At 64.2% G+C, this 26,830-nt stretch carries 24 protein-coding genes and 2 pseudogenes; 20 read left to right on the forward strand and 6 right to left on the reverse strand.

Translation table 11 applies throughout. The features are described from left to right. From J7367_RS07265 to J7367_RS07300, 8 genes are all read left to right on the forward strand, one after another. Positions 1 to 199, forward strand: a 199-nt coding sequence (locus J7367_RS07265; RefSeq protein WP_209028905.1) for a hypothetical protein, incomplete at its 5' end; no start/stop codon positions are given. Then, entirely contained in the window at positions 196 to 912 is a 717-nt protein-coding gene (locus J7367_RS07270) for a hypothetical protein (RefSeq protein ID WP_244672280.1), read from the forward strand. The genes J7367_RS07265 and J7367_RS07270, both read left to right, overlap by 4 nt. 6 nt (positions 913 to 918) lie before the next feature. Then, positions 919 to 1,461: a hypothetical protein gene (locus tag J7367_RS07275; RefSeq protein ID WP_209028906.1), complete on the forward strand. Its 543-nt coding sequence runs from the start codon at positions 919 to 921 to the stop codon at positions 1,459 to 1,461. A 5-nt stretch (positions 1,462 to 1,466) separates the two neighbouring features. Beyond that, a complete protein-coding gene (locus J7367_RS07280; protein WP_209028907.1) occupies positions 1,467 to 1,955 on the forward strand; it encodes a GIY-YIG nuclease family protein in 489 nt (162 codons plus the stop codon). Positions 1,956 to 1,963: 8 nt separating this feature from the next. After that, entirely contained in the window at positions 1,964 to 2,353 is a 390-nt protein-coding gene (locus tag J7367_RS07285) for a hypothetical protein (protein WP_209028908.1), read from the forward strand. A 28-nt stretch (positions 2,354 to 2,381) separates the two neighbouring features. Further along, complete coding sequence (locus J7367_RS07290) at positions 2,382 to 3,047, forward strand: hypothetical protein (RefSeq protein WP_209028909.1); 666 nt, start codon at positions 2,382 to 2,384, stop codon at positions 3,045 to 3,047. Between the two features lie 9 nt (positions 3,048 to 3,056). Continuing rightward, a complete protein-coding gene (locus tag J7367_RS07295; protein ID WP_209028910.1) occupies positions 3,057 to 3,677 on the forward strand; it encodes a DUF5710 domain-containing protein in 621 nt (206 codons plus the stop codon). Between the two features lie 2 nt (positions 3,678 to 3,679). Next, entirely contained in the window at positions 3,680 to 5,077 is a 1,398-nt protein-coding gene (locus J7367_RS07300; protein WP_209028911.1) for an ISL3 family transposase, read from the forward strand. A gap of 82 nt (positions 5,078 to 5,159) precedes the next feature. On the opposite strand, the gene dnaN is transcribed toward J7367_RS07300, so the two are convergent. Beyond that, the gene (gene dnaN / locus J7367_RS07305) at positions 5,160 to 6,260 is read right to left on the reverse strand and encodes a DNA polymerase III subunit beta (protein ID WP_005912436.1); all 1,101 of its coding nucleotides are present in this window, start codon (positions 6,258 to 6,260) and stop codon (positions 5,160 to 5,162) included. 276 nt (positions 6,261 to 6,536) lie between these two features. Then, a complete protein-coding gene (gene dnaA / locus J7367_RS07310; protein WP_007968215.1) occupies positions 6,537 to 7,865 on the reverse strand; it encodes a chromosomal replication initiator protein DnaA in 1,329 nt (442 codons plus the stop codon). A 242-nt stretch (positions 7,866 to 8,107) separates the two neighbouring features. Between dnaA and rpmH the strand changes: the two genes are divergently transcribed. From rpmH to yidC, 3 genes are read left to right on the forward strand one after another with little or no spacing between them, the layout of a single operon-like run. Next, on the forward strand, positions 8,108 to 8,248 hold the full coding sequence (gene rpmH, locus J7367_RS07315) for a 50S ribosomal protein L34 (RefSeq protein ID WP_002805908.1): 141 nt from the start codon (positions 8,108 to 8,110) through the stop codon (positions 8,246 to 8,248). Positions 8,249 to 8,286: 38 nt separating this feature from the next. After that, positions 8,287 to 8,724, forward strand: a complete 438-nt coding sequence (gene rnpA, locus J7367_RS07320; protein WP_007968218.1) for a ribonuclease P protein component — start codon at positions 8,287 to 8,289, stop codon at positions 8,722 to 8,724. A gap of 25 nt (positions 8,725 to 8,749) precedes the next feature. Then, positions 8,750 to 10,474: a membrane protein insertase YidC gene (gene yidC / locus J7367_RS07325; RefSeq protein WP_022560505.1), complete on the forward strand. Its 1,725-nt coding sequence runs from the start codon at positions 8,750 to 8,752 to the stop codon at positions 10,472 to 10,474. Here the strand turns inward: yidC and J7367_RS22220 are convergent. Continuing rightward, positions 10,452 to 10,942 (reverse strand): annotated as a pseudogene (locus J7367_RS22220) (hypothetical protein); the annotation flags it as partial. The gene yidC and the pseudogene J7367_RS22220 overlap by 23 nt on opposite strands. Here J7367_RS22220 and J7367_RS07330 point away from each other — a divergent pair. Together J7367_RS07330 and mnmE are read left to right on the forward strand one after the other, a co-directional pair. Next, positions 10,939 to 11,861 (forward strand): annotated as a pseudogene (locus tag J7367_RS07330) (tetratricopeptide repeat protein); the annotation flags it as partial. The pseudogenes J7367_RS22220 and J7367_RS07330 sit on opposite strands and share 4 nt — an antisense overlap. A 157-nt stretch (positions 11,862 to 12,018) precedes the next feature. Continuing rightward, positions 12,019 to 13,359: a tRNA uridine-5-carboxymethylaminomethyl(34) synthesis GTPase MnmE gene (mnmE, locus tag J7367_RS07335; RefSeq protein ID WP_057661770.1), complete on the forward strand. Its 1,341-nt coding sequence runs from the start codon at positions 12,019 to 12,021 to the stop codon at positions 13,357 to 13,359. Between the two features lie 161 nt (positions 13,360 to 13,520). Here the strand turns inward: mnmE and J7367_RS07340 are convergent, their stop codons facing one another. Further along, the gene (locus J7367_RS07340) at positions 13,521 to 14,378 is read right to left on the reverse strand and encodes a phosphatase PAP2 family protein (protein WP_057661773.1); all 858 of its coding nucleotides are present in this window, start codon (positions 14,376 to 14,378) and stop codon (positions 13,521 to 13,523) included. A 192-nt stretch (positions 14,379 to 14,570) separates the two neighbouring features. Between J7367_RS07340 and J7367_RS07345 the strand changes: the two genes are divergently transcribed. Then, the gene (locus J7367_RS07345) at positions 14,571 to 16,871 is read left to right on the forward strand and encodes a TonB-dependent receptor (protein WP_057661776.1); all 2,301 of its coding nucleotides are present in this window, start codon (positions 14,571 to 14,573) and stop codon (positions 16,869 to 16,871) included. Positions 16,872 to 17,110: 239 nt separating this feature from the next. Beyond that, on the forward strand, positions 17,111 to 18,205 hold the full coding sequence (locus J7367_RS07350) for a glycerophosphodiester phosphodiesterase (protein ID WP_057661778.1): 1,095 nt from the start codon (positions 17,111 to 17,113) through the stop codon (positions 18,203 to 18,205). Between the two features lie 120 nt (positions 18,206 to 18,325). Here the strand turns inward: J7367_RS07350 and J7367_RS07355 are convergent, their stop codons facing one another. Beyond that, positions 18,326 to 19,111 carry a rhomboid family intramembrane serine protease gene (locus J7367_RS07355; RefSeq protein WP_057661780.1) on the reverse strand — a complete coding sequence of 262 codons (786 nt, stop codon included), beginning with the start codon at positions 19,109 to 19,111 and terminating at the stop codon, positions 18,326 to 18,328. 338 nt (positions 19,112 to 19,449) lie between these two features. Beyond that, positions 19,450 to 20,406, reverse strand: coding sequence for a TerC family protein (locus J7367_RS07360; protein WP_057661781.1), 957 nt, complete (start codon positions 20,404 to 20,406; stop codon positions 19,450 to 19,452). Between the two features lie 264 nt (positions 20,407 to 20,670). Between J7367_RS07360 and J7367_RS07365 the strand changes: the two genes are divergently transcribed. The 5 genes from J7367_RS07365 to J7367_RS07385 all read left to right on the forward strand — a co-directional run bounded on the left by J7367_RS07365 (position 20,671) and on the right by J7367_RS07385 (position 26,805). Continuing rightward, on the forward strand, positions 20,671 to 21,837 hold the full coding sequence (locus tag J7367_RS07365; RefSeq protein WP_007968235.1) for a class I SAM-dependent rRNA methyltransferase: 1,167 nt from the start codon (positions 20,671 to 20,673) through the stop codon (positions 21,835 to 21,837). A 118-nt stretch (positions 21,838 to 21,955) separates the two neighbouring features. Continuing rightward, positions 21,956 to 22,276 (forward strand): hypothetical protein, encoded by a 321-nt coding sequence (locus J7367_RS07370; RefSeq protein ID WP_003482258.1) that lies wholly within the window; start codon positions 21,956 to 21,958, stop codon positions 22,274 to 22,276. A gap of 287 nt (positions 22,277 to 22,563) precedes the next feature. Further along, the gene (locus tag J7367_RS07375) at positions 22,564 to 23,820 is read left to right on the forward strand and encodes a dipeptidase (protein WP_022560497.1); all 1,257 of its coding nucleotides are present in this window, start codon (positions 22,564 to 22,566) and stop codon (positions 23,818 to 23,820) included. A gap of 479 nt (positions 23,821 to 24,299) precedes the next feature. Next, positions 24,300 to 25,610: an MFS transporter gene (locus J7367_RS07380; protein WP_057661784.1), complete on the forward strand. Its 1,311-nt coding sequence runs from the start codon at positions 24,300 to 24,302 to the stop codon at positions 25,608 to 25,610. A 25-nt stretch (positions 25,611 to 25,635) separates the two neighbouring features. Further along, positions 25,636 to 26,805 carry a glycerate kinase gene (locus tag J7367_RS07385; RefSeq protein ID WP_057661786.1) on the forward strand — a complete coding sequence of 390 codons (1,170 nt, stop codon included), beginning with the start codon at positions 25,636 to 25,638 and terminating at the stop codon, positions 26,803 to 26,805. Positions 26,806 to 26,830: the final 25 nt, after the last annotated feature.

Raw genomic sequence — 26,830 nt, forward strand, 5'->3', positions numbered from 1 at the left:
CGAGCAAAAAACCATCCTCGAAAGTATTTCTGAGCATGGGCAACCAGCCTCTGATGTTGCGGATGTGATCTGCCAGCACAGTCCGGGGGCCGTGACGAAGGCAAGGCAAGACGACGTGCGGGCCTTGGTAGAAAGGCTTGCTCCTGAACTCCAAGCGCAATATGCCAAGGCGCGAGGCGAGAAAGGGTGTGAGCCATGAAGTTTCCCGGAGCCAAGCGCCGCCCTCCTTTCGTGACCCTGCCACGGCACAAGCGCAGCCATGAGGTCATTCGCCTCAAGGGCAAGATGCACCGTGACGCGGCCGAGTACGGTGGCCGGTTCACCAGCCGTCTCGTACTGAATGAGCCGGGCCGTCCCGATCTGTATAACCAGTGGTTTGACTTCTACTTTCCGGGCACGGATCGCTTCACGATCTGGAACGCCAGCTTCGTGACCGCCCGCAAGGCGTTCTGGGACAAGGCACATGACATTGCACACACCCGTGTGGCTGCGATGCTGACACCGGAAGAGCGAGAAGAGAACTCCAATTGGGAGTTCGTGCCTGCACAGCGCTCAAGCACCGGGAAAATCCTTTCCTACAAACTAGCCGAGCGCGAGGAAATGCGTTTCGAGCAGTTTGGTGGCCTGACCTTTCATGAGCAGTGGCGAAAACTGGAATCGGAGATCGCTCGCAACGAGCCTCCCACGATTCACGAATCCTTCAAACTCGACCGCAGCTACGTTTACGGCATCGGTTTGAAGATCGTGCTCGATGTGGATGTCATCAATCAGGCATCCATCGAGGCCGCAATTGATCGCTTCATCGCCATCGGCGAAACCGATTGGACTTCTCCTGAACCTGTGCCCCGTGATCGCTTGCCAGTCGTGAGTGAGCATGAGGCACTGGCGACCGTCAAATTTCCAGCGGAGTAGATTTCAATGTCTGAGATGAACAATTTGAATATGAATCTAAGCGCGGTGAGGCCCCCAATCGCGTTTGCAGCGAAGAACGCACGATTTGTCTCTAACTTCCCGCAAGGGCCGGATGGACTGTGGATGGCAGACTTGAAAGCGTGTCGCCACGATGTCCAGTGCGAAGTTTTCGAGGACATACTGTTTGTCGAGTCCAATGGCACAGCTTTCATCTATGGCATCGAATTCGAGGACGGATACCCGAAGGGATTGAAGCAGGACTTGGCACTCAAACAGCAATCGTTCATTCAGTTTCTCCGTGACGAGACGCGCCGGGACAACGATGCACTTGGGTTGGCTGCCCTGATTTTTACCGGCCATGAATACTCGACCGAAGGCAAGGCAACGGCTGCGTACATCGCGGCGCGGGACACTTCCCTCGTGATGGGCGTCGGGTATCGAAACAACGACGGCAAGTACGAGTTGATCGGGCTTGATCCCGAAGAAGATAGCTGGCTTGAGTCTGCGCGTTCCATCCTCCCGTTTGATGAGCTTGGTCAGCCGGGCTAGTGCCAATGGGACTGTCCGTCGCCAAAGACGAGCTTTACTACATCTACGTCCTCCGAGTGGAAGGGGATGGCTGGTATGTAGGTTCGACACAAAACTTCGAGCGCCGAATGCGCAGCCATTTCGGCAAAGGCGGTGCCGTGGCAACCAAAGAACGCCGGGCACTCGCGATTGAAGAGGTGTTTGAGCTTCGCGATTACCAGATTCGTACAGATTGTGCGCACGAACGGGCAGAGGTTCTGATCGCGCAACGCTACGCCAAGTTGTACGGCACGAATTCCGTGCGTGGTGCCAAGCACGGCAAAGGGTGGGATAACCAGCCTTCGCCGGGCAACCTGCGCGACATCGAGCGCTACAACAAATTCGCAACCTCGATAGAGGGCGAACGTCTATTAGCCGCATTGCGCCGCATAGACCATCTGGCACTTCTGCCCAACAGGCTCAATGGAGCGCTGACCGGCCTTGCATCTACCCCCGCATCCATTTCAACCTCCTGACCCCAATCATGCTCGGATACTGGATCGTCGTCTCGACACAAACCCCCGAAGAACGGGACGCCATCATTGATCGCAAGAAGTCCGTTCTCGCGGAGTGGGAGACGGGCGTTGGTGGCATTCGCTGGCTGGAAAAGCTCGTCGAAGAAGGCAAGGCCACCAAGCTGCGCGGCGACGGGTATCCGAACCGCTACACCTCCACGGCAGACATCGTACTGCCGCTCATCACCGGGGATGCCATCAAGCCTGCCGACGACGGCATCTGGGTGTTCGGCATGGATGAGGGCGAAGAGTATGCGCAGCCTCCCGGCTGGATGGGCAAGGTGAACCTGCGGCCTGAGCGCATCCGCGACTGCCCAACTGATGCTGCACTGACCATCGACGCATGGGATCAGTCGTGACTCCATTCAACAACCACAAGGGAAATTCATGAAGAAGAACATCGCCATCCTCGCCGCCCTCAGCGTCGCCACCCTGACTGCCTGCGGCAGCAAGACTGACGCCAACGAAAAGAACTTCGGCGCGGCCATGACCCAGTATTTCGACAAGAAGGGCGACCTCTGCCTGAACACCAAGCGCTGGCCGGTTGACCTGTCCGAGATGGACTTGCGCCTGCAAAAGACCATGCAGGCCGGGAGCGCCAACCAGATGGCCGCGCTCGAAGCGGGTGGCTTGGTCAAGGGCGAAGACACCGAGGTGGACATCATGGGGATCATGGGCAAGCCCACGGGTGCCAAGGCCAAGATCAAGCGCTACACCCTGACCGATGCGGCCAAGCCCTTCGCGCAGGAGAAGGAAGTCGCCTCCATCGGCCTCAACGGCAAGACCACCGAGAAGCAGACTGACCTGTGCTGGGGCAAGAAGGCGCTGGACAAGATCGTCAAGTGGGAAGGCCCGATGAAGTTCGGCGACTACCAAGAGGCAGGCATCACCTACACCTACAAGGTCAACAACCTCGCTGACTGGGCCAAGAAACCGGACGTGCAAGCCGCTTTCCCGTTCGTGAAGAGCGTGCTCGATGGCGCGGGCAGCAAGGAATCCAAGCACGCCATCAAGCTGACCAGCCAAGGCTGGGAAGCGAAAGGACTGGAATGAGGAGGCGATATGCCACGCATCGACCTCACAGTACCCTTCGCCGAGAAAGATGATGCCAAGCGACTTGGCGCACGCTGGGATGGTGAACGCAAGGTCTGGTATGTGCCAGACGGCGTGGACGTGAGTGCCTTCGGGCGGTGGTTGCCGAGCGAGCCAGACATCGGCGTTCGCTCAAGCAGCTATTTCATCGCCCAGTCCGCCAAGCGGTGCTGGAAGTGCAACGAACTCACAAGCGTCTATGGCTTCATCCTGCCTGCCGGGCACGAAACGCTGGAGCCTGACGAAGAGGATGATGAGCGGGATGCGTGGTATCGGTATGACGAACCAACCATCGTTCACTACGTCACCGATCTTCTGCCCGCAGTGGCGGCACGCATCAAAGCATTCTCTCGGCATTACCGCGTCGATTTCAGCAAGACCACACAAAGCTCGTACTGCATGAACCACTGCGAGCACTGCGGCATGAAACAGGGCGACTTCGAGATGTACTGCGAGCCGCAGGGCGCGTTCTTCCCAGTGGATGAGCGTGCTGCATCCCAGATCGTCCTGCATGAGTTTGCCGAGCCGTTTGGCTGCAATGGCAGTACAGCTTACGGCGATCACCTCTTTGAATACATGCGGCGGGTCTGACCATGCCCGCCAACATCCTGAACCTCCCGCAGTACCGGGTACTGCGCGTGGAGGAGTCTGACCACGACTACCACGTCACCGCCGAGCCGGTGGACGTAACTTCGGCCTGCCCACACTGCCAGTCTGACCGCCTGACCTCGTGGGGCACCCGCGAGCAGGTGTTCAAGGACTTGCCCATGCACGGCAAGCGCGTGGGCATCTACATCGACACCAAGCGGCTACGTTGCCAAGCCTGCGGCAAGACCTTCTCGCAGGCGCTGCCGGTGCTTGCAGAGAACCGGATGATGACCGACCGGCTGGTGAAGTGGATCGGGCAACAGAGTTTGAAGCGCACCTTCACCTCGCTGGCTGACGAAACCGGCGTGGTCGAAGGAACGATCCGCAACATCTTCCGCGACTACATCAACGAGCTTGAGCAGACCGTTCGCTTCGAGACGCCGAGGTGGATGGGCATCGACGAAATTCACATCATCAACAAGCCGCGCTGTGTCGTCTCGAACATCCAGAACAACACCATCGTGGACATGCTCCACAACCGCAACAAGGATACGGTGTCGAAGTACCTGTTCAAGATGCCGAACCGGGACAAGGTGCAGTACGTGGCGATGGATATGTGGACGCCCTACCGCGACGCGGTGAGCGCTGTACTGCCGGACGCCACTATCGTCATCGACAAGTTCCACGTCGTCAGGATGGCGAACGACGCGATGGAGAAGGCGCGCAAAGGGCTGCGGGCCGAACTGACGCTGAAACAGAAGCGCGGGCTGATGCACGACCGCTTTGTGCTCTTGAAGCGCGAGCGCACGCTGAACGACGAAGAGCGCCTGAACCTTGACGGCTGGACGAAGAACTACCCGGCCTTGGGAGAGGCGTACAGACTCAAGGAAGCCTTCTACGCCATCTACGAGGAATCGGACTCGCCGGAGGCCGCCTTGAGGCGCTACGAGGCTTGGAGCAAGGATGTGTCACCCGAGATCAGGCCGTACTTCCACGACCTGATCCGGGCCTTCACGAACTGGCAGCCCTTCATCCTCAACTACTTCGAGCACCCTGTCACCAACGCCTACACCGAGTCGTTGAACTCGCTGATCCGGGTGATGAACCGGCTGGGGCGTGGCTACTCGTTCGAGGCGCTGCGCGCCAAGATTCTGTTCACTGAGGGCATTCACAGCCGAAAGCAGGCAAGACCCAAGTTCGAGAGAAAGCGTGCGCCAGAGCCTGCCGAGATGGGGAGCGCGTTGCCGGATGACTCAATGGGCTACGGACTGCCCGTGCTGGAAAAGGTGCGGGCAATGAAGCCTCCGAAAGGGGCCGACCAACACAAAGCACCACCGCCGCCCAAGAATTACGGAGCGGACATTTCAACACTCATCCGCCTGATCGAGGCGGGCGAGCTTTGATTCCGTTCCAACACGCTTTTACGAATAGCCACAAAAAGCCCGGCACTCGCCGGGCTTCCCGTGTTCCACGTGGAACGAGATATCAGAGCCGCAACGGCATCACCACATGACGCGACTTCTCGCTGCTGGCTTCACGTACCAATGCAGACGAATTGGCATCACGCAGCTGGATCACCACGTGTTCATCGCGCAATGCCGAGAGCGCGTCGAGCAAATAGTTGACGTTGAAGCCAATGGCCAGGTCGTCGACCTTGGTATCGGCCTCGATCTCTTCCTGCGCCTCTTCCTGCTCGGGGTTATGCGCGCTGATCTTCAGCTGACCCGGAGACACTTCCACACGGACACCGCGGTACTTCTCGTTGGACAGGATGGCCGCACGCTGTAGCGACGCGCGCAACGCTTCACGATCCACCTTGACCTCGCGATCGGCGCCGATCGGAATCACCGCCTCGTAGTCCGGGAACCGCCCGTCGATCAGCTTCGAGGTAAACGTCACATCACCACGCTTGACGCGGATGTGGCTGCGGCCCACTTCCAGCTCGACCTCGCGATCGGCACCTTCCAGCAGACGCTGCAACTCGGTCACGCCCTTGCGCGGCACGATGATCTGACGCTTGGCGCCACCGGCTTTTTCCAACTCCATCTCGCACAGCGCCAGACGATGGCCGTCGGTGGCCACGCAGCGCAGCAAGCCGTCGCGCAGGTCGAACAACAGGCCATTGAGGTAGTAGCGCACGTCCTGCTGGGCCATGGCGAACGCGGTGCGCTCGATCAGCTCCTTGAGACCGGCTTCGGGCACCACGACGCGCTCGGTCGCTTCGACTTCGTCCACGGACGGAAAGTCGTTGGACGGCAACGTCGCCAGAGTGAAGCGGCTCCGCCCGGCCTGCACGGTGACCTTGTCGCCGGTCTGCGAAATGGTGACGCGGCTGCCGTCGGGCAGGGCGCGCAGGATGTCGAACAGCTTGCGCGCCGGAATTGTGGTTTCGCCGTCCTGCGCGTCCTCCACCAGCGTGCGCGAGATCATTTCCACTTCCAGGTCGGTGCCGGTCAACGACACCTGTCCATCCTTGACCTGCACCAGCAAATTGGCCAGGACGGGCAGGGTTTGACGGCGTTCGACCACATTGACCACTTGTGCCAATGGTTTGAGGAAGGCTTCGCGCTGCAGTGTAAAACGCATGTGGTTCCGTGCCCCTATGCTTTAAAAGATATGGAATAAATCAAAAGCTTGGTGGTGATGGTAGGGCCGTTTTCAGCGGATAACCACCATAACTGTTTGTTTCCAAAGACATTTCAGCATCTGAAACGCGTTGGACTAGTGCGCCTGAGCTGGTCGGACAACCTGTGGATAGTTTTACAACCGGACTGCGGTGCAACGTTATCCACAGATTCTCCCGCATTTGACCCCAACGTTTCCACGCTTTTTTCCAGCCCGGCGCCGATGGCAGCCGAGGGCTTACTCGCTGAGCTTGCGAATCAGCTTTTCCCAGTCCTCACGGAGCTTGCCGTCGGCCTCCATCAACGTGCGGATCTGGCGGCACGCATGCAGCACGGTGGTGTGGTCGCGGCCGGCAAAGGCGTCGCCGATCTCCGGCAGGCTGTGCTCGGTGAGTTCCTTGGCCAGCGCCATCGCCACCTGCCGCGGGCGCGCCAGCGAGCGGGTGCGCCGCTTGGACAGCAGATCCTTCATCTGCAGGCCGTAGTAATCGGCCACGGTCTTCTGGATATTGGGAATGCCGATCGCCTGTTGCTGGGCGCGAAGCAGGTCGCGCAGCGTCTCCTGGGCGAATTCCACCGTGATCGAGCGCCCGGTGAAGTTGGCACGCGCCACCAGGGTGTTGAGCGCGCCTTCGAGGTCGCGCACGTTGGAGCGCATCTTCTTGGCGATCAGGAATGCCACGTCGTCGGGAATCTCGGCGCCGCGCTCGCGCGCCTTGGCCAGCACGATGGCCGCGCGGGTCTCGAAGTCCGGCGGGTCGATCGCCACCGACAGGCCCCAGGCCAGGCGCGACTTCAGCCGCGGCTCCAGGCCTTCGACCTCGCGCGGGTAGCGGTCGCAGGTCAGGATGATCTGCTGGCGGCCATCGAACAGCGCGTTGAAGGTGTGGAAGAACTCTTCCTGCGTGCGGTCCTTGCCGGCGAAGAACTGGATGTCGTCGATCAGCAGCGCATCGATCTGCTGGAACTGGCGCTTGAACTGGTCCATCGCCTTGTCCTGCAGCGCCCGGATCATCGCGCTGAAGAACTGCTCCGAACGCAGATACATCACTTTGGCGGCCGGATTGGCCTGACGCAGCGCATTGCCGGCCGCGAACATCAGGTGGGTCTTGCCCAGACCGGTGCTGCCGTACAGCAGCAACGGGTTGTGCGCACGGTCGCCGGGCTTCTGTGCAGCCTGGATCGCGGCCGCCAGGCCCAACTGGTTGCTACGGCCTTCCACGAAGTTGGCGAAGGTGTAATGCGAATCCAGGTTGCCGGCGAACGGCACGATCGGTGCAGCCTGCGGCGCGCTCGGCACGGCCACGGGTGCAGGGGCCGGCTCGGGCGCACGTGGACGCGAACCGACCGCCAGCGCGACTTCGCCATTGCCGGCGAAATACGCCAGCAGTTCGCGAATGCGCGGCAGGTAACGTTCGCGCACCTGGTCAACGATGAAGGCGTTCGGGGCGTACAGCACGATGCTGTCGCCGCGATCTTCGGCTTGCAGGGGTTTCAACCAGGTGTGGACATCTTCGGGCGGGAATTCGGCTTCGAGACGTTCCAGACAGCGGGGCCAAGCATCCATCAACGTGTGATCATCTGTTGCTGGCTGCGGCGCGCAGAAAAGCGCCGTGCTCGCAGCCCGGTAGTGAAAAGAGGATGGACCAGCCTAGCACCGAGGGCAGGGTTTTCCCAGAGTTATTCACAGGGCGATCCACAGGCCGGTGGTGTCCTCATCCGCAGTAAAGCGAGCAGGGTGTTGACCGGCGGCGCGCAAGGCCTATAGAATTGCCGGTTCTATTCGTCTCCATTCATGCAGAGGGCCCCATGGCCACCAAGCGTACTTTCCAACCCAGCAATCTCAAGCGAGCACGCGACCATGGTTTCCGCGCACGTATGGCAACCGCCGACGGCCGCAAGATCCTGGCTCGCCGCCGCGCCAAGGGCCGCAAGCGCCTGAGCGCTTGATTGCCGCGCCGCTCCCTGCGGCCGAGGCAGTCCCTACCGTGAACGCATCGAACCCGTGCAGGCGATTTCCTCGCTCTGCGCGGGTTCGTACGCGTGCGCAATATACGATCGTCTTCGATACTGCACGTCGCACCTCGGACCCACTTTTGAGCCTGCACTGGCGCACCGGCGATACGCCGCCGCGTCTGGGCATGGCAGTGTCGCGCAAGGTCGATACGCGCGCGGTCGGACGCAACCGCATCAAGCGCGTGCTGCGCGACGCCATGCGGCATCTCTTGCCCGAACTGGCCGGTGGCGACTACGTCATCGTAGCGCGCTCGGCGGCGGCAAAAGCGACCAATCCACAGATTCGCGATGCCTTCGTGCGTCTGCTGCGCCGTGCCGGCGCATTGCCCCTGCCTGCTGCGCCCGGCACAATGCCGCCCGCCAGGACGGTGCGCCCATCCTCCCCTTCCCCGACAGAGCCGGAACTGTAGTTCCGACTGAGCGAGTTGCTGCCCGATGAACCAGACCCGTGTTTTCCTGATTTTTGCCTGGCTGATGGTCGCGGCGTTGCTGTGGATGGAGTGGGGCAAGGACAAGGCGGCTGCCAATGCGCCGGTGGCCGCGGCGACGCAGTCGGTGCCGGCGGCGCGCGATCTCGATGCGGCGGCGCCGAGCGCGGCCAATGTGCCCGCGGCCCAGTCCATTCCGCAGGCCGGCGCGCCGGGCACTGTGCCGGCGACCAGTAGCACTGCGGCGACACCGGCTGCTGCCGGCGCTGCACCGGTGGTAACCGTGACCTCGGATGTGCTGCGCCTGAAGCTGGATGGCCGCAGCGTGCTCGATGCCGAGCTGCTGCAATTCCCGCAGACCAAGGACGGCACCGCGCCGGTCAGCCTGCTGACCGAGGATCCGGCGCACCCGTATAACGCCACCAGCGGCTGGGCCAGCGAGCGTTCGCCGGTGCCGGGCGTGGCAGGCTTCCGCGCCGAGCAGCCGGGCACGACGTTCGAAATGGCCAAGGGCCAGAACACGCTGGTGGTGCCGTTCGTCTGGAATGGCCCTGACGGCGTCTCGATCCGTCGCACCTTTACCCTGGAGCGCGGCCGCTATGCGATCTCGATCAAGGACGAGGTGATCAACAAGAGTGGCGCGCCCTGGAACGGCTACGTGTTCCGCAAGCTGAGCCGGGTGCCGACCATTCTCAGCCGCGGCATGACCAATCCGGACTCCTTCAGCTTCAATGGTGCGACCTGGTACAGCCCGCAGGAAGGCTATGAGCGTCGTGCGTTCAAGGACTACATGGACGACGGTGGCCTGAATCGCCAGATCACCGGCGGCTGGGTGGCGCTGCTACAGCACCACTTCTTCACCGCTTGGATTCCGCAGAAGGACCAGGCCTCGCTGTACGTGCTGGCCCAGGACGGCCCGCGCGACGTGGCCGAACTGCGCGGCCCGGCCTTTACCGTGGCGCCTGGCCAGACCGCCAGCACCGAAGCGCGCCTGTGGGTGGGCCCGAAGCTGGTCAGCCTGATCGCCAAGGAAGACGTCAAGGGCCTGGACCGCGTGGTCGATTACAGCCGCTTCTCGATCATGGCCATCATCGGCCAGGGCCTGTTCTGGGTGTTGAGCCATCTGCACAGCTTCCTGCACAACTGGGGCTGGGCCATCATCGGCCTGGTGGTGCTGCTGCGTCTGGCGCTGTATCCGCTGTCGGCCGCGCAGTACAAGTCCGGCGCCAAGATGCGCCGCTTCCAGCCGCGCCTGGCGCAACTCAAGGAGCGCTACGGCGACGATCGCGTCAAGTACCAGCAGGCGACGATGGAGCTGTTCAAGAAGGAAAAGATCAACCCGATGGGCGGCTGCCTGCCGCTGCTGATCCAGATGCCGATCTTCTTCGCGCTGTACTGGGTGCTGGTGGAGTCGGTGGAACTGCGCCAGGCGCCGTGGTTGGGCTGGATCCAGGATCTGACTGCGCGCGACCCGTACTTCATCCTGCCGCTGCTCAACATCTCGATCATGTGGGCGACGCAGAAGCTGACCCCGACCCCGGGCATGGACCCGATGCAGGCCAAGATGATGCAGTTCATGCCGCTGGTGTTCGGCGTCATGATGGCCTTCATGCCGGCCGGTCTGGTGCTGTACTGGGTGGTCAACGGCGGCCTGGGTCTGTTGATCCAATGGTGGATGATCCGCCAGCACGGCGAGAAGCCGAGCAAGATCATCCAGGCCAACGCCAAGTAAGTTCAAGAAGGCCCGCCGCAAGGCGGGCTTTCTGCATGTCAGCCCGCATTTATTGCCTGTTTCTCTCTCGCCAAGGACGCCGTCGTGACCACATCGCCGTTGCATCGCCTGTTGCTGTGCGCAAGTTGCATGGGCGTGCTGGCGCTGGCCGGCTGCGGCAGGCATGACGTCAGCGATGCTGCCGCCGCTGGCACGCAGGCGGACAAGACCGGGGACGCCACGCGTGCCTTGATCGCGCAACTGCGCCAACAACGGGACCGGCACCGTCGCATCATCGTGCTGGCCGATGAGGACAAACAAGGGCCACGCGATCGCGTCACCTCCAGTAACGTGGGCCAGCAGTTGTTTCATGAAAACCTGGAGCAACGCGAACGCATCGCCGCATCGTTCGACACCGTGCTGATCTTCGAGGAGGCGCGCCGGTTCGCGACGATTGCCGCGGTGCCGGACGAGGTGGAATCTGCGCCGAAAGCCTGCAGGCCAAGCACGTCTTGTTCGTGATGGATGCGTGTTACAGCGGGCTGGGATTGACGCGTGGCGGGCCGACGTCCGGCGCGTATCTGCGCGAGAACGCGCGGCGTGTCGCGCGCCAGATGCTCACCGACGGCGGCGCCGATCAACAGGTGGCCGATAGCGGGCCCAATGGGCATTCGGTGTTCACCTGGGTGCTGTTGCAGGCACTGACCGGCAAGGGCGACCTCAATAGCGACGGCTTGATTACCGGGACCGAACTGGCCGCGTACGTGGCGCCTGCGGTGTCGGCAGTCTCGGCGCAGACGCCGGCATTGGGCAGCCTGCCCGGTTCGCAAGGTGGCGAATTCGTGTTCCAGGTGCCCAGCGGCGAAGAATTTCTCACTGCAGAGACCGCGCAGCTGTCGGCCGATGCGATTGCGCTCAACGGACGCGTGGATGCAGTGCCCCCTGCGCCGGCCGCAGCCGGTGCGACGGTGGCTGCGGCGCCGGTGACGGTGAAGACGCTGCAAGGCGGGCAAGCCAGGCTGGTGTGCCCACCGCAGTGAAGAGCAGCGATCGCCAACGCGTACAACTGGCCAACGAACGCGGCCTGCAGTTGTACAAGGAAAAGCGCTATGCCGATGCGGCCGAGCAATTTGCCGAAGCACTGAAGCTGCGCCCGGATTTCGCGCTGGCGGCCAACAACCTGGGCGTTGTGTATTACCGTCAGGTGCGCTTTGCCGAATCGGCGCGTTGGCTGGAAAATACCTTGAAGATCGATCCCTCGCGCGCGGTGGCCTCTCTCAATCTCGGCGATGCATATGCAAAGGCAGGCGATCGCGACAAGGCGCGCAAGGCCTATTCCACGTACCTGGAATTGCAGCCGCAAGGCAGTGGCGTGGAGCAGGCGCGTACGCAGCTGCAATCGTTGTGACCGAAGTAGCGACACGACATGGCGTGCAGACGCCAGACAGCGCGATTGTCGCAACGGTAGGCGCCTTAAAAGTGCCGGCAAACATGTGGCTCGGCGCTGGTGGCTGCGCCGTCTAAAATCCACATGTCCTCTTTCAATCCACCATAGAGCAGTGCCCATGTCGTCTTCCACCTCGACCATCGTTGCCATCGCCAGTGCTGCCGGAATCGGCGGCGTGGGCATCGTGCGCTTGTCCGGGCCGCAGTCGGTGCAGATCGCAGCGCACCTTGGAATTGCGCGGATGCGGCCGCGACATGCGCACTACGCACGTTTTCGCGACGGGCAGGGCGCCGTCATCGACGATGGCATTGCGCTGTGGTTCAACGCGCCGCACAGCTTTACCGGCGAAGACGTCGTCGAGCTGCAAGGCCATGGCAGCCCAGTGCTGTTGCGGCAACTGGTCGCCCGCTGCATCGCACTGGGTGCCCGTCAGGCACGCGCCGGCGAATTCAGCGAACGTGCGTTTCTCAACGGCAAACTCGATCTTGCACAGGCCGAAGCCATTGCCGACTTGATCGCAGCCGGCGACCTGCGGGCGGCACGCGCGGCGCGACGCGCACTGGACGGCGTGTTTTCGCAACGGGTCGATGCATTGGCCGAGACCCTGACCCGCCTGCGGATCCATGTCGAGGCAGCCATCGACTTTGCCGACGAGCCGCTCGACACCTTGGGCGGCAAGCAAGTACGCGATGGCCTGGGCCAGGCGCGCAACGTGCTCGCACAGCTGCTGCGCGATGCCGAACGCGGACGCAAGCTGCGCGACGGCCTGCATGCGGTGTTGATCGGTCCGCCCAACGCCGGCAAGAGTTCGCTGCTCAATGCGCTGGCCGGAAGCGACCGCGCGATCGTCACCGATGTTGCCGGCACCACCCGCGACACCTTGCACGAAGCCATCCAGCTGGACGGTTTCGAGTTGACCCTGGTCGATACCGCCGGCCTGCGCGATGGCGGCGATGCGATCGAACGCGAAGGCATGCGCCGCGCACGCGTCGAACTGGAGCGCGCCGACCTGGCGCTGGTGGTGCTGGATGCACGCGACCCGCAGGCCGCCCGCGACGCCATCGGCGATGCCATCGATGCCGTGCCGCGTCAGCTGTGGATCCACAACAAATGTGATCTGCTCGGCAATGCCGCATCGCTCGATGCCAATGCGATCGCTGTCTCTGCCGTGACCGGACAAGGACTGGAGCAATTGCACATTCGCCTGCGCGCGCTTGCGCTCGGCGATGGCGTGGATAGCGTCGACGGCGAGTTCTCTGCTCGCACGCGGCATGTCGAGGCGCTGCGTCGGGCCGAACAGCATGCCGATGCTGCCGATCTGGAGCTCGGTTTCGAGCAGCTGGAACTGGCTGCCGAGGAATTGCGCCTGGCACATGAAGCGCTTGGCGAGATCACCGGAAAGCTCAGTGCCGATGACCTGCTCGGCAAGATCTTCTCGAGTTTTTGCATCGGCAAGTGATGCGGTGGTTCCCGGTGCGATGAAGCGCGGGAACCGTCGGAACCAGTCGGCACCGAGGCCCATTCGCCCCAGCACAATACCTGCGTGGGCGGCGATGCGTGCGCAACCTGTCGCACACCGTCCGAGCAACCCAGGCGCAGCGGCTGTGCGCTTGCCGTGGACTACATCACCCCGGGCAATGCGGTCTTGAGCGCTTCGCTTTCCGCGTTGCACGCAGCCACCGGGGAGGCTGCCGGCTGCTTGGCCTGCGCCTGTTCGATCTCGCGGCGTGCGGCGGCCAGGTCTTTTTCGAACGCAGGATTGCCGTGCAAGGCGGCAACGGTGGCGGCGCCCACCATGCGGCCCTGGATGACATCGCTCTGCCAGTGCACGTTGCAGACCAGGCGGCTGTCGCCGAAGGCGCGGCCACGCGCGAGCAGGGCGTCGCGGTGGGCGGGGGCGATTTCGGACAGGATCAGGCCCCATGTCCAGCCGATGGCGGTGTGGCCGGAGGGGTAGGAGCCGTTCTTGCGCAGGGCCGCGTCATCGGCCGGGGTGCACATCGGTTGCGCGTTGCGCATGAAAGGACGCGGACGTTGATAGCGTGCCTTGGCGGCGCTGGTCGCGGTGCTGGCATCGCGCATGCTGCGTTCGAGCAGACCGATCAGATGCGGGGTGCTGGCTTGGTCGATCTGCATGCCGAGCGCGCAGCTGAAGTGCGTGGCCGCAGCCGGAAAGCTCAGGACCGCGTCCTGCGCGGCCAGCTCCCAGCGCGGTGTGCCGCGCAGGGCGAGCATGGCCTTGGCGACCGCCTCGTCGTTGGCGAGCGCAGCGCTGCCATCCTGCGGTGGCGGTGGCACCAGCTGCACGCTGTCGGGCAGTTGTTGTTTCTCCAGGTACCCATGCGCGTCGGTGGCGAGCACCGAATCTTTCGAGGCTGCCTTGTCGCGTGCACTTGCGATGCCGCTGCCGATCAACAGTGCGGCGATGGCAACGCTGACCAGCGTCCGATGAGAGTGGCAAGCAATGCGCTGCGACATGGCGACCTCAGACAACACCAATGGAAGAGCTCGCACATTACGACGGCTCGATGACAGCTGCATGCCAACGCGACGCAGCAACGGCGAGGGATGCGAAACGGTTGTCGTTGCACTGTCATGTTTCGGTCGCACCGGCGCAAGACAACTGTCGCACGCTTGCCGCCATCTCTTGACTCGTCCCCAACGCCGCTCATGCCCAAGACCCATCAGTTAAGTGCCGCCGTTCTCGCCGCGCTCGTGCTCGCGCCTGCCGCTTACGCCGCCGACCTTGAAGTGTCTGCTGATACCGGTGCGACCGTGCAGCAACTCGATGCGGTGTCGGTGATCGGCCAGGGCGAAACGCGTCAGGTGCAGCGCATCACCCAGCAGGACATTGCGGTGTTGCCGCCGGGCACCAGCATCCAGAAGCTGCTCAACCGCATGCCGGGCGTGAACGTGCAATCCAACGATGCGTTCGGTGCCAACGAAGAATCGCAGACGATCAGCCTGCGCGGCTTCAACGGCACCCGCCTGGGCTATACGCTCGACGGTCTGCCGCTGGGCGACAACGCCTATGGCAACTACAACGGCCTCAACATCAGCCGCGCGTTGATTGCGGAAAACTTCGGCGGCGTGGAGCTGGCCTCCGGCATCGGTGCGTTGGGCACCGCGTCGACCAGCAACCTGGGCGGCACCATCCAGTATTACTCGGCCGATCCGTCCAGCGTGTTCGGCGGGCAGGTGTCGCAGACGGTGGGTTCCGATGCCAACCGCCGCACCTTCCTGCGCGTGGATACCGGCGATTACAACGGGTTTTCGGCGTATCTGTCCGGCATCAATGCCCAAGCCGACATGTGGGCGCGCCCGGAATCGCCGACCACCACGCGGCAGTTCAATGCCAAGGGCGTGTACCAGTTCGATGGCGGCAAGCTGACCGCATTCGCCGACACATCGCGCACCTCGCAGGCCGACTACGCGTACCTGTCCAAGAGCGGCATGGCGCGTGGCCTGGGCTGGGACTGGAATCTGTACGCGCCGGACTGGAACCGCGCATTGGCCGCAGCGTATTGCGCACCGGCCACGCGCAATGCCGCGCGTTGCGGTTTCAGCGGCGGTGTCGACAACATCGACGATGCGTATTACCAGAGCCGCGCCTTGCGCGACGACGACCTGTTCTACGTGGCCGGCGATTTCCAGCCCAACGATGCGATCAGCCTGCACACGCAGGTCTATCACCACGAAAACAAGGGCCAGGGCCACTGGTGGTCGCCGGGCCAGGCGTCCAACCCAGGGACGCCGCAGGCACTGCCGATCTCCATCCGCAGCACCAATTACTGGATCAACCGCACTGGCGGCATCGCCTCGCTCGGATGGGAGGTGGGCCCGCATCATCTGGAAGCCGGCCTGTGGTACGAGCGCAATCACCACGATGTGGAGCGCAATTTCTACTGGATTACCGGCCCGGTCAGCGACGACAAGTTCCTGCAGAATCCCAACCGTCGTTTGTTCTCGCAGAACTACGTGATCACCACCCGCCAGTTCTATGTGCAGGGCAACTTCAAGTTCCTGGATGAGCGCCTGAGCCTGGACCTGGGCATCAAGAGCCCGAGCACCGAAATGACCGCGCGCGAGACGCCGGGTGTGGCGGTGGAAGCGCCGGTGGCCACCGGCTCGCTCAAGGCCAGCGAATCGGTATTGCCGCAGATCGGCTTGGGCTATCGCCTCGCCGAAGGCCAGGAAGTGTTCGCTTCGTACGCGGAAAACATCGCAGCGTTCCAGGGTGGCGGCGCGGGCGGCCCATTGCTGGTGACCCAGGCCTCGTTCGATGCCAGCGTCGGCGCATTGGAGCCGGAGAAATCGCGCACGCTGGAAGCGGGCTATCGCTTCGTGCGCGACCGCTTCGAAGCTTCGCTGGTCGGCTATGACGTGACCTTCGACAACCGCCTGCTTTCGCTCAACCCGTGCGCCAGCATCCAGCAGGGCACCACGCCGGCATGCACCACGCGCTTCTTCAACGTCGGCTCGGTGAGCAGCCGCGGTGGCGAACTGACGGTGATCTGGAAACCAACCAGCTACCTGCAGTGGTACAACTCGGCTTCGATCAACCGTTCGACCTACGACGACAACTACGTGCAGAACGGCGTGGTGATTCCCACCGCCGGCAAGTACACCGTCGACACGCCCAAGCGCATGTTCGCCAGCGAGCTGGCCTTCAATAACGGGCCGTGGAATCTCAACCTGCGCGGGAAGTACACCGGCCAGCGCTACTACACCTACACCAACGATCAGGGCTTTGGCGGCTACACCTCATTCGATGCGGGCGGTGGGTATGACTTCGGCCAGGTTGGCGTGCTGCAGGGGCTCAAGCTCTCGCTCAACGTCACCAACCTCACCGACAAGCGTTACGCCTCCAACCTCACCGCGTTCGCCAACACCGACCCGAACGGGCGTCAGCTGGCCTTCCATGCCAGCGCGCCGCGGCAGGTGTTCTTGACGCTGGATGCCAGGTTCTGAGGACGGGAATCGGGAATCGGGATTGGGCAATCGCAAAAGCGGTGTGGCGGTTGCGCAGATTTCCGACGTCTGTCGACGCAGACGGTTTTTAGGGCGGGTGATACGACCTCACGCGTGAGTGTCGGGCGTTGCAGATGATGCGCGATGCGCGTGTACAGTCGTCATTGCGCATCGCGCATCGGCCAGGTCCGCCTTGCGATCACCCGTTGATTCGGTATCTGTTTTCCGTGGAGACATGCATGATGCAGTTCGGTCGGCTTTGCCTGGTGGGAGCGATGATGATGGGCATGAGCGGCCCGGCGGTTGCCGAAGCGCCGCTGGCGAAGACGGTGCAGATCTTCGCGCACCGTGGTGCCAGTGCGCTGCGTCCGGAACACACCCTGGCCTCCTATGCCAAAGCCATTGTCGATGGTGCCGATTTTGTCGAGCCGGATCTGGTGTCCACCAAGGATGGCGTGCTGATCGCGCGGCACGAGAACGAGATCGGCGGCACCACCGATGTGGCCAGCCATCCGCAGTTCGCTGTGCGCAAAACGCGCAAGACCATCGACGGTCAGGCGATGGAAGGCTGGTTTACCGAAGATTTCAGCCTGGCCGAGTTGAAGACGCTACGCGCGCGCGAGCGGCTGCCGCAGCTGCGCGGTACGCGCTGGGACGGGCACTTCCAGATCGTGACCTTCGACGAGATCATCGATTTCGTCGCCGCAGAATCGGCAGCGACCGGGCGCCCCATCGGGCTGATTCCGGAGATCAAGCACCCCAGCTATTTCAAGGCGCTAGGCCTGCCGATGGAAGACAAGGTGCTGGCCACCTTGCATGCGCATGCCTATACCCGGACTGCGCCGGTGATCATCCAGTCGTTCGAGACCGGCAACCTGCGCTATCTGCGCGGCAAGATCGGCCGCACCAGCAACATCCGTCTGCTGCAGTTGCTCGGTGGCGCGCAGATGGCGCTGCCCGATGCCGGCACGGACGGTGCGCCGAAGACCTACGGGCAGATGATCACGCCCGACGGCCTGAAGCAGGTCGCAAGCTATGCCGATGCGATCGGCCCCGACATCCGCAGCATCATCCCGCTGGATGCGCAGCAACGCCTGGGTACGCCCACCAGCCTGGTGCACGATGCGCATGCGGCCGGGTTGCAGGTGCAGCCATATACGTTCCGTCCGGAAAATTATTTTCTCGCCGCCAACAATCGCAGCAGCGGCGCGGTCACCGAGCGCAACGACGCCGGTGCGTTGGTCGAGTTGCAGGCGTATCTGGATGCCGGGATCGATGCGTTCTTCGCCGACGACCCGGGCCTGGCGCGGCGTGCATTGAGCGGGCACCCCTGAGCAGCCTCGCGTAGGAGCGCGCCAGAGCGCGACGGGCTGTAGCGGTAATGCCCATCGCGCGCAGGCGACGCTCCTACGCGGGGCAGGGCATTGATCGGCTCGGCGGTCGCCTGGAAAGGCTCAGCTACCTGGCGGGCGTTCGCGCGACGGGAAATGCAGCACCACGCTGTCTGAGCCATCGTCCTGGCGCTGCCACAGCACCGGCACCTGACGCGGCGGTGGCGGTTCCAGCATCGCGTGCTCGGGGTTGCTCACCTCCCAGGCAGCGTCTTCGTCCTCGTCTTCCCAGCTGTAGCGTGGCTTGGCCTGTTGTGGGTCGCGCAGGCGCAGCAGCAGGGCGGCGATCAACCCGGCCACCGCACCGCCCAGATGCGATTGCCAGGACACGCCGGCTTCGTGCGGCAGGATGGTCATCAGCATGCCGCCGTAGAACAGGAAGGCGATCATGCTGGTGGCGATCGCGGGGCGGTCGCGGCGCAGCAGGCCCAGCACGAACACCAGGAACATCAGCCCGTGGGTCACGCCGCTGGCGCCCAGATGCCGGCTGCCGGGCTCGCCCAGAAGCCATGCGCCCAGGCCCGAGCCCAGCCACAACAGCGGCAGCGCCATGACGGTGGCACGTGGATACACGCTCCCGGCCAGCGTGCCCAGGATCAGCAGCGCAGCGGCGTTGGCGCCCAGATGCGCGAGCGAGCCATGCAGCAGCGGTGCGGTGAGGATGCCGCGCAGGCCGTCGGCCTGCAGCGGTGCCACTGCCCAGGCGCGCCACTCGAACACGCCCTGGGCGGTAAACACCGCCACCAGCAGCAGCACGGCGGCCAGGCTGACGTTGAAGGCACGCAGCACCCGCGAACGGTCCAGGCGGCTCTGGGTGGCGGGGTCGGAGGCGAGAGGGTGCGTTGTCATGCATTCACGGATGGCGGCGCGCAGGTTTTTTACAAGCCCAACGAACGTGGGATAAGCAGACCCGGCGACGGGATAATCCAGCCCCGGCGCGGATCTGTGGCGGCTCGGCCTGCGCGTTATCGCGGACGATCTACGGCTTGGCTGCAGGGTCCTTGCCCGCCCACCATCGCGGGACACGCTGCAAGTACGTCCTTGTAAGCTCTTACGCGGCATCCATGCCGCGTAAGGTCCCGCGACGGTGGGCGGGCAAGGACCAGTCGAGTTGGTCGGTGTGCATGGTTGCCAGCAGCGCAGGCCGCGCCACCAATCCCGAATCCCGACTGCCCAATCCCGGCCCCTCAGTGCCCGGCAGGCTTGGGCGGGCGCAGCAGGCTCAGCACGATGGTGGCGACCAGGATCGCGACCACCACGCCCAGCGACACCAGCACCGGGATCTTGTACAGATCGATGATCATCATCTTGGTGCCGATGAACACCAGGATCACCGCCAGGCCGTAGGGCAGCAGGTGGAAGCGGTCGGCCATGCCGGCCAGCAGGAAGAACATCGCGCGCAGGCCCAGCACCGCGAACACATTGGAGGTGAGCACGATGAACGGGTCGGTGGTGATGGCGAAGATCGCCGGGATGCTGTCCACTGCGAAGATCACATCGATCACCGCGATCAAGATCAGCACCACGAACAGCGGCGTAAACCAGCGCTTGCCATCCTTGATCACGCTGAGCAGGTTGCCGTGGTACTGCGGGCTCAGGCGCAGGTGCCCGCGCATCCAGCGCAGCACCGGGTTGGCTTCCAGATCCGGCTCCTTGCCGGCGGAGAACCACATCTTGATGCCGGTCAGCAGCAGGAACGCACCGAACACGTAGAGCAGCCAATGGAACTTGGCCAGCAGCATCGAGCCGGCAAAGATCATGATCGCGCGCAGCACGATGGCGCCCAGCACACCGATGATCAGCACGCGCTGGCGCTGTTCCTCAGGCGCGCCGAAGTAGGTCATCACCATCAGGAAGACGAAGATGTTATCGACCGCCAGGGATTTTTCGACCAGGTAGCCGGTGAGGAACTGCAGCCCGATCTGGTCGGCCTGGGCGTCCCCGACGCTGCCTTGCAGGTACCACCACAGCCCGGCATTGAAGGCCAGCGCCAGCAGCACCCAACCGATGCTCCACCAGGTGGCTTCCTTGAAGGTGACCTTGTGGGCGCCGCCGTGGCGCATCAGCACCAGATCGATCAGCAGCGCGGCGATCACCACCACCGCGAAGCCACCCCACAACCAGACATTGCCAATGGTTTGCATAAGAATCCCGAAAAAAGTGAAAGCGGCCTGGACAGCCGGCGGGCTGAGGCCTTGTGACACGGAAATCGTGGATTCCGGGTGACGGACCTTCGCCTGCGCGGCGAAGGTCTCGCTCGCAACCGGCTGGGCCGGTTGCCGTTGCACCGGAGCGCTGCACATGGCGGGCTCGTCATGACGGCGACAACGCTGGGAGCTACTCCCCTTCTGCGCCCGATTCTGCGTGCCCGGCGCAGGCACGTCAATCCAGCCGGATACAATGGGCCGATGAATATTCCAGTCCCTGTCGTCCGTCTCAAGAATGCCTGGCGCTCCAGCCACCCGTGGATCTTCCAGAAGCTGGTGGAAAAGCCCGCCGCCAAGCCCAAGCCCGGCACCATCGTCGATGTGGTCGGCGTGGATGGGGAGTGGATTGGCCGCGGCTTCTACAACGGCCATTCGCGCATTGCCGTGCGCATCCTGGAAACCGACCGGTCGGTGCCGGTGGATGCGGGTTGGTTCTCGCGCAAGATCGCCGCAGCGGTGAGCCTGCGCCGCGACTGGCTCAAGCTCGACGGCGTGTCCGATGCCTGGCGCGTGGTGCACAGCGAAGGCGACGGCCTGTCCGGCCTGGTGGTGGACCGCTACGGCGACCTGGTGGTGGTGGAGTTCTTCGCCGCCGGCATGTTCCGTCACCGCGAATGGATCTACGAGGCGCTGCGCGAACAGTTCCCCGGCTGCCGCTTCCACAGCTTTGCCGACGAACACGTGCAGAAACAGGAAAGCTTCGATTTCCACAGCAACACCACCACGGAAGCGGCGGTGATCACCGAGCACGGCATCAAGTTCCGCGCCGACCCGGCCGGCGCGCACAAGACCGGCTTCTTCGCCGATCAACGCGACAATCGGCAGTGGCTGAGCCAGCAGGTGGAAGGCAAGACCGTGCTGGACCTGTGCTGCAACACCGGCGGCTTTGCGGTGTATGCCGCCGCGCGCGGTGCGGCCGAGGTGCTGGGCGTGGACATCGACGAAGACGTGATTGCCATCGCCAAGGGCAACGCCAAACTCAACAACGTGCGGCCGAAGTTCGTGCAGGCCGACATCTTTCCGTGGCTGCGCGATGCGGCCAACCGTGGCGAGCAGTTCGATGTGGTGATCCTGGACCCGGCCAAGATGACCCGCGACCGCGAGCAGGTGATTCCGGCGCTGAAGAAGTATCTGGACATGAACAAGCTGGCCTTGGGCGTGGTCAAGCCCGGCGGCCTGTTCGCCACGTTCTCGTGTACCGGCCTGGTGGCCGAGCAGGAGTTCCTGGACATGCTGCGGCGCGCATCGTATTTCTCCGGGCGCACCATCCAGATCTTGAAAGTGGCCGGTGCCGGTCCGGACCACCCGTTCATGGCGCACGTGCAGGAATCGCGTTATTTGAAGGCCGTTTTCTGCCGCGTGGTGTAAGCGCGCTCGGTGGCGGAGGACGCGGTCTGCGGCAGTGCAGGCAGCGTCTTTCGCGGCGCGATGCCATCGCCGTCAAGCAGTAGGTCAACGCAGACATGCAACCAGGAGCGGCCAGCCGATGACCTCCAGCGACGAAGACGAACGCAAGGCCTTGCGCCGCTTGCTGCGGCAGATCGAGCGGCCCAATGCCAGCCTGCTGGCCAGCAACTGGCCGGTGTTCGGCGTCTGGCTGCTGTTTTCCGGGGCCTTCATGTACCTGTTCCAGACCGGCGACGGTTCGCCGCTGCACCCGTTGCTGCTGGCGCTGGGGTCGACCTGCCTGGGCGTGTTCGGTGCGTGGATCGTGTTCCGCTCGGTGTGGGCGCGGCAGTGGCCGCATGTGCGCGAACACATCGATGTGGACAGCGTGCGCGCGCGTCTGGCAGAACTGGACGACTGAGCGATGCAGCGCGCGTGGCGTTTCCGCGCGCTGGGCTGCCAGGCGGACCAAACCGATGCGTGATGACCAGCGGCTGGTCGCGCCGAGGTTGCCGGCATGGCGGGCGTAGCTCGACAGCATCGCGCGGGCTCACGCCCTCGGAATCGCCGCAGAACTGCTCTTGCAGCGCGCGTATCGCACGCCACGCCGTGCGGATCGACCGCAGCGCTGCAGCGTCCCAGATGTGGCGGTAGTGCGCGTGCGGCCAGCCGCTATGATCGGCTCACCCCCACTGCCTGTGAGATCGCATGCACCTGCGTTCGCTTTCGCTGTCTGTCGCCTTGTTGCTGGCCGCTGCGCTGCCTGCACAAGCGCTGGAGTTTTCCAAGGCCGAACTGGCGCGCGCTACTGCCCTGCAGAAACGCCTGGTCACGCTGGATTCGCATCTGGACACGCCGGCCAATCTGGAGCGTGCCGACTTCGACGTATTGCAGGCGCATACGGGTAACCGCTTGTCGCAGGTGGATTACCCGCGCATGGTCGAAGGCGCGTTGGATGGCGGGTTCTGGGCGGTCTACACCGGGCAGGGCAATCGCAGTGCAGCCGCGCACCTGGACGATCGCGATGCCGGTCTGCAGCGCTTGCTGAAGATCCACACATTGGTGGCCGCGCAACCGCAGCGTTTTGCACTGGCCACCACGCCGGCCGATGCCGCGCGTATCAAGGCCGCCGGCAAGCGCGTGGTGTACATCAGCATGGAAAACGCCAGCCCGCTGGTGGCCGATCCTACGTTGCTGCGTTTTTATTACGCGCAGGGGCTGCGCTTGATGAGCACCGTGCACTTTCTCAACAACGAGTTCGCCGACTCGGCCACCGACCCCAAGGGCGCGGAGTGGAACGGCCTGAGCCCGGCCGGCACACAGCTGGTGCAACAGGCGCAGGCGCTGGGCATCGTGATCGATCAATCGCATGCCTCCGATGCGGTGTTCGACCAGTTGATCGCATTGTCGCCGGTGCCGATCGTGCTCTCGCACAGCGGTGCGCGCGCGGTCTACAACCACCCGCGCAACATCGACGATGCACGCCTGAAGGTGCTGGCCGCGCATGGTGGAGTGATCCAGGTCAATTCCTACGGCGGCTACCTGGTGGACAGCGGCGCCAGCCCCGAGCGCAAGGCCGCCGAGAAGGCGCTCACCGACCAGTACGGCGGCTGGGAGCACGTCAAGATCGCCGACGGCACCAAGCTCAGCACCGCGCTGAAGGACCTGGATGCGCGCTACCCGATCAAGCGCGCCACCGAAGAAGACTTCTTCGCCCATCTTGAGCACATCCTGGCGGTGGTCGGACCCGAGCACGTGGGCATCGGCATGGATTGGGACGGCGGTGGCGGGGTGGTGGGCCTGGAAGATGTCTCCGACCTGCCGCGCATCACCGCGTGGCTGTTGCGCAAGGGCTACACCGAACAACAGATCGCCGGCATCTGGGGCGGCAACCTCTTGCGCGTGATGGACCAGGCGCAGGCGTATGCGGCGGGGAATCGGGAGTCGGGAATGGGGAATCGGTAGAGCGCGGGAGTGGGGATTTGGGAATCGGGATTCGCAAAGCCGAGGCGGTCTGTCGTGCGGGGCTGGTCCTGCATGGGGCTTGGCGGTGGGGCGCCGGTTTGGTTGTGGGTGCAGGGCTGAGGTAAAGCGCGTTGCCGCTACTGGCGTCTTCGCCGGATTGGCTGATTAGGGCGCGCGCTGAGTGCGCCGGCGCTAGTTGTCAGCCAAGCGGTTGGGGGGCGGGTCGCCGTCGCTGCATCGGGGCGGCCAGCCCTGCACCAACAGCATGGTTGCTGTTGCGTTCCGAGCCCGGCACGCGCCGGAAGCGATGGTGGCTGATTTGGGCAGTTGCACAAAAAACGGCGTCTGCCTGCCCGCAGACAGGCAGCAGCCTGACGATGCTTCCGGGAAAAAGCTCCAACTAGAATGCGCCGACCCCCGTGTGGTGCCGATGCCAGGGCACTGCGTGCCGGTGGGCCCACCGACTGCTGGAGCGTGCGATGACCCAAGCCACCCGGCCCCTGCCGCCCTCCGATGGCATGGGCGCGACCTATCGCAAGATCCTGTGGCGGCTGATCCCGTTCCTGTTCGTCTGCTACCTGTTCAATTACCTGGACCGGGTCAACGTCGGCTTCGCCAAACTGCAGATGCTGGGCGACCTGGGCATGAGCGAGACCGTGTACGGGCTGGGCGCGGGCATCTTCTTCATCGGTTACCTGGCCTGCGGGGTGCCGAGCAATCTGATCCTGCAGCGCATCGGTGCCCGGCGCTGGGTGGCGATCATGATGGTCAGCTGGGGCCTGCTCTCCACCTGCCTGCTGTTCGTGCGCACCCCGGCCGGGTTCTACACCCTGCGCCTGCTCACCGGTGCGGCCGAGGCGGGCTTCTTCCCCGGCATCGTGCTGTACCTGACGCGCTGGTTCCCGCGTGCCCGGCATGGCCGGGTCATGACCGTCTTCATGTCGGCGATCCCGATCTCCGGGATGCTGGGCGGGCCGTTGTCCGGCTGGATCCTGAGTCACTTCTCGGCCGGGCAGGGCGGCCTGGCCGGCTGGCAATGGATGTTCCTGCTGCAGGGCCTGCCGACCGTGTTGCTGGGCATCGGGGTGTGGTTCCTGCTCAGCGACGGCGTGCAACAGGCCAGCTGGCTCAACCCGCAGGAAAAACAGGCCTTGGCACGCGTGCTGGCCGAGGACGAAGCCGGCAAGCCGGCCGGCGCGTCCACTTCGCTGGGCGCGGTGCTGCGCAACCCGGCGGTGTGGCTGCTGGGCACGGTGTATTTCTGCATCCAGAGCGGGGTGTATGCGATCAACTTCTGGTTGCCTTCGATCATTCAGGGCAGCGGCGTCGCCGACCCGATCCGCATCGGGCTGATGAGCGCCATCCCGTACCTGGCCGCGGCGGTGTTCATGGTGTTGATGGGCCGTTCGGCCGACCGCTTCGGCGAACGTCGCTGGCATTTGGTGATTCCGTTGCTGATGGGCGCGGCCGGCCTGTGCATCGCCGCCAGCGTCAGCGACAACCTGGGCCTGGCCGTGTTCGGCATGACCCTGGCCACGATGGGGGCGGTCAGCGGCTTGCCGCTGTTCTGGCCGCTGACCAACGGCTTTCTCACTGCTGCCGCCGCCGCCGGTGGACTGGCGCTGATCAATTCCACCGGCCAGGTCGCCGGCTTCGTCAGCCCGTATCTGGTGGGCTGGATCAAGGACACCACCCACAGCACCGAAGTGGCGCTGTACGTGCTGGCCGGCGCCATGCTGCTGGGCGCCACGCTGGTGCTGCGGGTGCCGGCGCGCGCGGTGAACCAGTGATGTGCCCGTCCCAGCGAGTGTCCGCATGAAGATCATCATTGCCCCCGACTCGTACAAGGAAAGCCTGTCTGCGCTGGAAGTGGCGACGCAGATCGAGGCGGGCTTTCGCGAGGTGTTCCCCGACTGGCAGTACCACAAGGTGCCGGTTGCCGATGGCGGCGAAGGCACTGTCGACGCGCTGGTGGCCGCCACCGGCGGGCGGGTGATCGCCTGCACCGTCAGCGGCCCGCTCGGCGCCCCGGTGCAGGCGTTTTTCGGCCTGACTGGCGACGGCCGCACCGCGGTGATCGAAATGGCCGCCGCCAGCGGGCTGGCGCTGCTGCCGCCGGCCGAGCGCGCGCCGCTGCGCACCAGCACCGCAGGCGTGGGTGAGCTGATCCTGGCCGCCTTGGACGCCGGCGCACGGCGTTTCATCATCGGCATCGGCGGCAGCGCCACCAACGACGGCGGCAGCGGCCTGGCGCAGGCCTTGGGCGTGCGGTTGCTGGATGGCCAGGGCGAGGCGATCGGACCGGGCGGTGGCGCGCTGGCTGCGCTGGCGCGCATCGACACCGAAGGCATGGATGTGCGGCTGCAGGATTGCCAGTTCGAAGTGGCCTGCGACGTGGACAACCCACTGATCGGGCCGACCGGCGCCTCGGCGGTGTTCGGCCCGCAGAAGGGCGCCACCCCCAGCATGGTGCGCCAGCTCGATCGCAACCTGCAGCACTACGCCGACCTGCTGCAGCGCGACCTGGGCGTGCGGTTGCACGCGCTGCCCGGCGGCGGCGCGGCCGGCGGCCTGGGCGCGGCCTTGGTGGCGTATCTGGGCGCGCAGCTGCGGCCCGGCGTGGAGATCGTCGCCCAGGCGCTCGGGCTGGAGGCGCTAGTCGCGCAGGCCGATCTGGTCATCACCGGCGAAGGCCGCCTCGATAGCCAGAGCCTGCACGGCAAGACCCCGGTCGGCGTGGCACGGGTGGCGCAACGGCATGCCAAACCGGTGATCGCCATTGCCGGTTGCCTGGGCAACGGTGCCGCGCTGCTGCACGGCCACGGCATCGATGCCATGTTCGCGGTGGTGCACCGCGCCTGCACGGTGGAACAGGCCTTGGCCGACGCCGCCAGCAACGTGCGCATCGCCGCGCGCAACGTGGCGGCGACGCTGCAGCTGGGCGGGGCATTGGCACAGGTCCGGTCGGGGGGCGAGCGGGGCTGACGGCAGCGCCCGGGCGGCTCGGACG

Source organism: Xanthomonas sp. D-36-1, from assembly GCF_017746155.1.
In the GTDB taxonomy this organism is placed as follows: domain Bacteria; phylum Pseudomonadota; class Gammaproteobacteria; order Xanthomonadales; family Xanthomonadaceae; genus Xanthomonas; species Xanthomonas cissicola.